Source organism: Streptomyces sp. NPDC057654 (genome assembly GCF_042800135.1).
Taxonomy (GTDB): domain Bacteria; phylum Actinomycetota; class Actinomycetes; order Streptomycetales; family Streptomycetaceae; genus Streptomyces.
The window spans coordinates 1-6856 of record NZ_JBHVHQ010000445.1 but is presented as its reverse complement, the minus strand read 5'-3'; the positions used below and the strand labels follow the sequence as shown (position 1 = coordinate 6856).

General features: G+C 73.1%; 6 protein-coding genes and 1 pseudogene. 2 read left to right on the top strand and 5 right to left on the bottom strand.

The window, feature by feature from the left end; genetic code table 11:
* Positions 1–184 precede the first annotated feature (184 nt).
* From ACFU99_RS27275 to ACFU99_RS27255, 5 genes are all read right to left on the bottom strand, one after another.
* On the bottom strand, positions 185–1360 hold the full coding sequence (locus ACFU99_RS27275; protein ID WP_384396730.1) for an N-acetylglucosamine kinase: 1176 nt from the start codon (positions 1358–1360) through the stop codon (positions 185–187).
* A gap of 4 nt (positions 1361–1364) precedes the next feature.
* Entirely contained in the window at positions 1365–2177 is an 813-nt protein-coding gene (locus ACFU99_RS27270; RefSeq protein ID WP_384396728.1) for a phospholipid scramblase-related protein, read from the bottom strand.
* A 24-nt stretch (positions 2178–2201) separates the two neighbouring features.
* Positions 2202–2879, bottom strand: a complete 678-nt coding sequence (locus tag ACFU99_RS27265) for a uracil-DNA glycosylase (protein WP_384396725.1) — start codon at positions 2877–2879, stop codon at positions 2202–2204.
* A 117-nt stretch (positions 2880–2996) separates the two neighbouring features.
* Complete coding sequence (locus ACFU99_RS27260; protein WP_384396722.1) at positions 2997–4082, bottom strand: WD40/YVTN/BNR-like repeat-containing protein; 1086 nt, start codon at positions 4080–4082, stop codon at positions 2997–2999.
* Positions 4083–4173: 91 nt separating this feature from the next.
* Positions 4174–4962, bottom strand: a complete 789-nt coding sequence (locus ACFU99_RS27255; RefSeq protein WP_384396719.1) for a TetR/AcrR family transcriptional regulator — start codon at positions 4960–4962, stop codon at positions 4174–4176.
* Between the two features lie 136 nt (positions 4963–5098).
* Here ACFU99_RS27255 and ACFU99_RS27250 point away from each other — a divergent pair, with 136 nt between their 5' ends.
* Positions 5099–6055 carry an NAD(P)-dependent alcohol dehydrogenase gene (locus ACFU99_RS27250; protein WP_384396716.1) on the top strand — a complete coding sequence of 319 codons (957 nt, stop codon included), beginning with the start codon at positions 5099–5101 and terminating at the stop codon, positions 6053–6055.
* Between the two features lie 187 nt (positions 6056–6242).
* Positions 6243–6856 (top strand): annotated as a pseudogene (locus ACFU99_RS27245) (NADH:flavin oxidoreductase/NADH oxidase); the annotation flags it as partial.

Here is a 6856-nt window from a genome sequence, read left to right as displayed (position 1 = left end):
CGCCGGTGCCGTCCGGGCTGGCGGGGACGTGGCATTCGTACAGGCAGGCCAGGCGCGGGCCCTGTGGGGGAGCTCATGGCGCCGCATGTTATCCGCTCGCGAGGGCCGACCGTTCGGGAGGGGGCGACTGCGTGCACTCTGTCCGGATATGTTCGGCGGTTCGTACGACTTGATGCGGAAGTGGTCAGCCCGAAATGGAGAGCATGAACGGATCCGGCGGTAGCCGCAGCTCGTCCGCGGCGAGCGCCGCGGCGATGCGCAGCGCGCCGTCCAGCGGGCCGCCCGCGGCCTCGATCAGCACCGCGTGCGGCAGTTGCTGTTGCAATTCCGCGCGCAGCGGTACGAGCAGGGGCGCGCCGATCCGGAACAGCCCGCCGGTGAGCGACACTTCGTACCGCGCCGCGCCCCCAGCATCCGCGGCCGGCTCCTGGGGGCGCGGGCAGACCGCCGCCGCGGTCTCGGCGATGTGACGGGCGGCCGTGGCGAGGACGCGCCGCGCGACCGGGTCGCCGGCCTCGGCGCACCGGGCCACCTCGGGCGCGAACGAGGCGAGCACGGCGGGCCGGTCGGTGCGCGGATACAGCTTTCCGGGCAGCTCGCCCGCCGGGCCGAAGACCGCTTCCGCACGGGCCAGCAGCGCGGCCGAGCCGCCCGCACGCCCGTCGTGGGCGCGCATCGCGGCCGTCAGCCCGGCCTGGCCGATCCACGCTCCGCCGCCCAGGTCCCCGAGCAGATGCCCCCAGCCGTCCGCGCGCCGCCAGCCGCCCTCCGGCGTCAGGTCGGAACCGATGGCGATCATTCCGGTGCCGGCGGCGACGACCGCGCCCGGCCGCTGGCCGATCGCCCCGGCGTAGGCGGTCACCGCGTCGGCCGCGAGGGCGAGCCGGCGCGTCCCCAGCTCCGCGCGCAGCGCGCCGGGCAGCACCTTCCGCAGGTCGCCGCCGAGGGTGGCCATGCCTGCTGCGCCCACGCAGACCGCGTCGACATGGTTCACGCGGTCCGCTCCGGCCTCGCGCAGCAGGTCGCGGGCGGCGGGCAGCACGTGGGCGAGGAAGGCACGGGCGTCGATGCCCGCCGCGCCGGTCGCCACCGGGTCGGGGGAGTGCCGGGTACGTACGGGGCCGTCGAGATCCGCGCGGGCCACCGCGACCCGGACCCCCGACCCGCCGGAGTCGACGGCGAGGACCAGGCCGGGCACGGAGCCGGGCGTGGGGCCGGCCGCGGCTCCGGCCGAGGGGCCGCTCACATTCGTACGCGCCTCCGCCCGCGTCTCCTTGCGCGCACCCGTACGTGCGCCCGTCCTCACGTCCGAGCCCGCGTCGGTGCCGCCCGCGCCGTCGATGCGCATGTCCTCGGACACCGGCTCAGCCGAGCCCTCGGGCGTCCTGCTTGAGCGCTGTGTCGACGGTCAGGGCCGTGGCCACGACCAGGCTCAGCAGCGGGTCGGGGAGCTGGCGGTGGATCTGTAGCACGTAGTTGTCCGCCGTCGTGAACATCGTCTTGGCGAGCCCCTCCCAGGTCTTGGTGATCCGGGCGATCTCGGCGTCGGTGTGGTCGACGATGGCGAAGTTCCAGGCGCGCCAGTTCTCGGCTTTGATCGCGCCGATCTGCTGACCGCCGGAGACCAGCGCGAAATTGATCTTGCCGATCGCGTTCTGCTGGACGATCTCCCCCAGCGGCTGCCCGTCGGGGCGCTCGACGGTCACCCGGGACTTGATCAGCTTGGCCGGCCGGGTCAGCAGGAGCTGCGGACGGCCCTGGGCGTCCCGGATCTCCAGCTTGTGCGTCATGTACTGGTCGAGGCTGGAGACGAAGCGGAGGACCTTCTTCGCCGCGCTCTGGCCGACCTCGACCACCGTGCCGAGCGTGCGGCCGTGCTGGTCGAAGACGCTGTACTCGTTGGTCACCTCGATGAGCTTGGCCTTCTGGTTCACCACCAGAACCGGCTCGGTGAACAGGGTGCCGCCGCCCTGCGCCTCGGGTGCCACCTTGGCCTGGCGCTGGACCTGGTCCTGGATCCGCGCCGGGTCATGCGTGGCGTGAACCGCTCCACCCGACGGCGCCTGCCCGGGGTGGGTGTGCTCGGTCCACTGGCTGCCGTCCCACCATCTCAGCTGGTGAGGGGTGCCCTGCGGGTCGGCGTACCAACCCGCGGGAACGTTCGTGTGAGTCGTCATGGCCGGACACCCTATCGCCGGACGTCAGGGAATCAGCCAGTTCACCGGGGCCGCTCCCTGCCGCACCAGGAGGTCGTTGGCGCGGCTGAACGGGCGCGAGCCGAAGAAGCCGCGGTCGGCCGACATGGGGGAGGGGTGCGCGGACTCGACGGACGGCACCTGCCCGAGCAGCGGCCGCAGATTGCGTGCGTCGCGCCCCCACAGGATCGCCACCATCGGGCCGCCGCGCGCGACCAGCGCCTTGATCGCCTGCTCGGTGACCTCCTCCCAGCCCTTGCCGCGGTGCGCGGCGGGCTTCCGCGGCGCGGTGGTGAGCGCCCTGTTCAGCAGCAGGACGCCCTGCTGGGTCCAGGGGGTGAGGTCGCCGTTCGAGGGCCGGGGCAGCCCGAGGTCGGTGTGCATCTCCCGGTAGATGTTCTCCAGGCTGCCGGGCAGCGGCCGCACCTCGGGCGCGACGGAGAAGCTCAGCCCCACGGCGTGGCCGGGGGTGGGGTACGGGTCCTGACCCACGATCAGAACCCTTACGTCGTCGAAGGGTTGCTGGAAGGCGCGGAGCACGTTGGCCCCGGCCGGTAGGTACGTACGGCCCGCCGCGATCTCCGAGCGCAGGAAGTCGCCCATCGCGGTGATCCGTCCGGCCACGGGCTCAAGTGCCTTCGCCCAGCCAGGTTCGACGATTTCGTTCAACGGTCGTGCAGCCACGGTGCGTCACTCTACTGGCTCTGTCCGGCACCCCACGACACGCCCCCGAACCGCCCCGCCTCACCCCCGCACCTCCCGCACCACCCGCACCCCCACATCACCTCACCGGGCCTCGCCTCACCCCACGACCGCGGCCCGTACGCACAGCACGTCGGGCAGATGCGAGGTGACGAGCCGCCAGCTGTCCCCTTCGTCCGCGCTCGCGTACACCTCGCCGTTGCGATTGCCGAAGTACACCCCCGCGGGGTCGGCGTCGTCGAGACACATCGCGTCGCGCAGCACCACGCCGAAGTGCGGCGCCTCGGGGAGCCCGGCGGCGAGCCCCTCCCAGCTCGCCCCGGCGTCCTCGGTGCGGAAGACCCGGCAGTGCCGCCCGGCCGGCACCCGGTCGCTGTCGGCCTCGATCGGGAAGACATAGGCGACATCGGCCCTGCGCGGGTGCGCGGCGACGGCGAAGCCGAAGTCGGAGGGGAGCGAGGCGCCGATGGACGACCACGCGCCGCCCGCGTCGTCGCTGCGGTAGACGCCCCAGTGGTTCTGGAGATACAGCCGGTCGCGGTCCACCGGATCCTGCGCGATCTTGTGCACGCACTGGCCGAACTCCGGGTACTGGTCGGGCAGGAACACCGCCTGCACCCCGGCGTTCGACGGATTCCAGCTGTCTCCGCCGTCCAGCGAGCGGTACACGCCGCCCGTGGAGACGGCGATGGTCACGGCGTCGCTGTCGCGGGCGTCGGTGATCACGGTGTGGATGCCCTGCCCGCCGAAACCGGCGCCCCACTCCTGCCGCGTGGGGTGGTCCCAGAGCGACCGTACGAGCTCGAAGGTCTCGCCCCCGTCCACGGAGCGGAACAGCGCGCCCGGCTCCGTCCCCGCGTAGACCACATCGGGCGCGTCCGCCTCCGCCGGGTGCAGCTGCCAGACCCGCTCCAGCGAGGCCCCGGTGTCCTTCGGGAACTTCACCGCGGGCTGCTGGGGCTCGTGCCAGGTCGCGCCGAGGTCGTCGGAGTGGAAGACCGACGGTCCCCAGTGCGAGCTGTCCGCGCCGACCAGCAGCCGGGGCGTGGCGCGACGCGTGTCGATCCCGATCGAATAGACCGACTGCGCGCTGAAGCGCGGCTCGTCGACCTCCCACCCGCCGCCACGCCGCCGGGCGAGGAACAGACCTTTCTTGGTGCCGATCGCGAGCATGACCTCAGCCATGGCAAGCCACCTCCGGGACGCCGTTGTCTCAGTCACGGGTCAGTCTGCACCCACCCACTGACAACGGCCCCCGGAGTCGCGTCGCAGCAGGTCAGGAGGGGTGTGGGCGGTCGTTGCCGGGTGCCGCCGCGGGCGACTCGCACGAGTGTGAACGCATGCCGTCGATCGCGATGTCCAGCAGCCGCGCGGCCTGCGCGCCGTGGTGGCCGTCGGAGCCGTCGCGGCCCCCGGAGCTGTCGTGATCATCAGAGCCGTCGCGGTCCCCGGAACCGTCGCGGTCCCCAGAGCCGCCGTGCCCCTCGGAGCCGCCGCGGTCCTCGGCGTCGTCGCGGGCTTCCGCGTCCCCGCGGGCTTCCGGATCTTCCTCGCTCCCCGCGGCGAGCGAGATGGCGTTGACGAGCGCGAGCAGATCCTCGGTGCGGAGGCCGGGTCGTACCGCGCCCGCCCGCCGGGCCCGGTCCAGGAGTTCCCCGGCCGCGTTGGTGATCATCGTGACGCAGTCGTCGTCCTCCGCCACCAGGCCGACGTCCCGGCCGTCGCGCAGCAGCGAGGCGATCAGCCCGCGGCTGGCCACCGCGTAGGCGTTGAAGTCCCGCAGCCAGGAGAAGAGCGCGGGGCCCGGTTCGCTCGCCCGGCTGTGCTGCTCGGCCCTCGCGCAGAGCGTTTCGACGCGGTCGTGGAAGACGGCTTCCAGCAGCGAGCGCCGGGAGGCGAAGTGCCGGTGCAGGGTGGCCGAGCCCACGCCGGCCTGCCGGGCGATCTCCTCCAGGGAGGCGTCGGCGCCGTGGGACGCGAACGTCTCCTCGGCGGCGGCCAGGATGCGCGCGTAGTTGCGCCGGGCGTCCGCCCGCATGGGCCGTCGCGCTGCGGTGCCGACCACCGTGACCTCCTGTGTTTGCTAATCGGGGTGGCTCTCCGGTTATCGTAGCGAATCTAAGTGGGGTGCCACCCCATTTATGCCGCCGCTTATGGATGCGGACGCCCGCTCGCGGGCGGGCATCCGGAGGAGAGTGACCATGCGTGCCGCTCAGTACGACCGTTTCGGGCCGCCCGAGGTGCTGCGGGTCGGCGAGGTGCCCACGCCGGATCCCGGACCGGGGGAGGTGCTGATCGAGGTGCACGCCGCGAGCGTGGACGCGGGCGAGACCGCCTTCCGCGCGGGCAAGCTGCGCCGCATCGCCCGCGGCACGTTCCCCCGCGGCATAGGCGGCGACTTCACCGGCCGCGTCGCCAAGGCTGGTCCCGGAGTGCACGCCTGGCGGGCCGGGGGCGCGGTGTGGGGTCTCATGCCGCACTTCGCCTTCGGGGCCATCGCCGACTTCGTCGTCGTGCCCGAGCGGCGCCTCGCCGGGGCGCCCGAGAATCTGAGCCTGCTGGAGGCCGCCGCCCTTCCGACATCGGGGACCACCGCCCTGACCGCGCTGGCCGACAAGGCCCGCATCGTGCCCGGTGAGCGCCTCCTGGTCCGCGGCGCCGCGGGCGGCGTCGGCAGTATCGCCGTGCAGCTGGGCGCGGCACTCGGCGCCGACGTCACCGCCCTGGCGGGCGCCCGCAACCTCGACTGGGTCAAGGGTCTCGGCGCCGACACGGCCCTGGACTACCGCACGACCCGGCCGGAAGACCTCGGCCGCTTCGACGTCATCGTCGACGTGGTCGGCACGGATCTCGGCGCCTACGGGGCCCGGCTCACCCGGCAGGGCCGCATGGTCGCGCTCGCCTTCGACTCGGACCGCATCGTCAGGTCCATGCTCGGCACGGGACTGCGGGCCGCCGCCCGGCCCGGCCGGATCAAGCTCTTCAGCAACAACCCGCCGGCCGGGCGCATCGCGGAACTCGCGCGGTACGCGGAGGCGGAGAGCGTCCGTCCCCTGATCGACGCCGTCTTCCCGATATCCGGCGTCGCGGAGGCCCACCGGAGGCTCGAAGCGGGCGGAGTGCGCGGGAAGTACGTCATCGACATGCGGCTCACCTGAGGCCGGCGCCGCCCGGCGTGCGTGGGGCGCGGCTCAAGGCACGGGCGGGCCGCGAGGCGCGGGGCGGGCCTCAAGGTGTGAGCAGCGGCAGGCCCGCGCCCGTACCCGCTTTGTTTGACAACCGCCGTACTACGATGGTTATCGTACAAAGGTAATCGGGTTCACCCACGCACGAGCGGAGCCTTAGATGAGCACTCTCTTCCAGCCGTACACGCTGCGGTCGTTGACCATTCCCAACCGTGCCTGGATGGCCCCGATGTGCCAGTACAGCGCGGACGCCGACGGCCCCCTCCTGGGCGCGCCGAACGACTGGCACCTGGCACACCTCGGCGCCCGCGCCGTCGGCGGCGCCGGGCTGATCCTGGTGGAGGCCACGGCCGTATCGCCCGAGGGGCGCATCACGCCCACGGACCTCGGGCTCTGGAACGACGAGCAGCGCGACGCCTTCAAGCGCGTGACCCGCCTCCTCGAAGCGCAGGGGACCGTTCCGGGCATCCAGATCTCCCACGCCGGCCGGAAGGGCTCGACGACCGCACCGTGGGAGGGCGGCGCGCAGCGGAGCGAGGACGAGGGCGGCTGGCGGACGGTGGGGCCCTCCCCGCTGCCCGCCAGGGACGGCGACCTCGCGCCGCGCGAGATGACCAAGGAGGAGATCAAGGGCGTCGTGGCGGACTTCGCGAAGACCGCCGAACGCGCCCTCGACGCCGGGTTCAAGGTCGTGGAGATCCACGGCGCCCACGGCTACCTCGTCGGCAGTTTCCTCTCGTCGCACAGCAACCAGCGGACCGACGAGTACGGAGG

Excerpts from the sequence above, each read along its gene's own strand:
- ACFU99_RS27270 (WP_384396728.1), bottom strand. The coding sequence starts at position 2,177 with ATGACGACTCACACGAACGTTCCCGCGGGTTGGTACGCCGACCCGCAG.
- ACFU99_RS27260 (WP_384396722.1), bottom strand. The coding sequence starts at position 4,082 with ATGGCTGAGGTCATGCTCGCGATCGGCACCAAGAAAGGTCTGTTCCTC.
- ACFU99_RS27250 (WP_384396716.1), top strand. The coding sequence starts at position 5,099 with ATGCGTGCCGCTCAGTACGACCGTTTCGGGCCGCCCGAGGTGCTGCGG.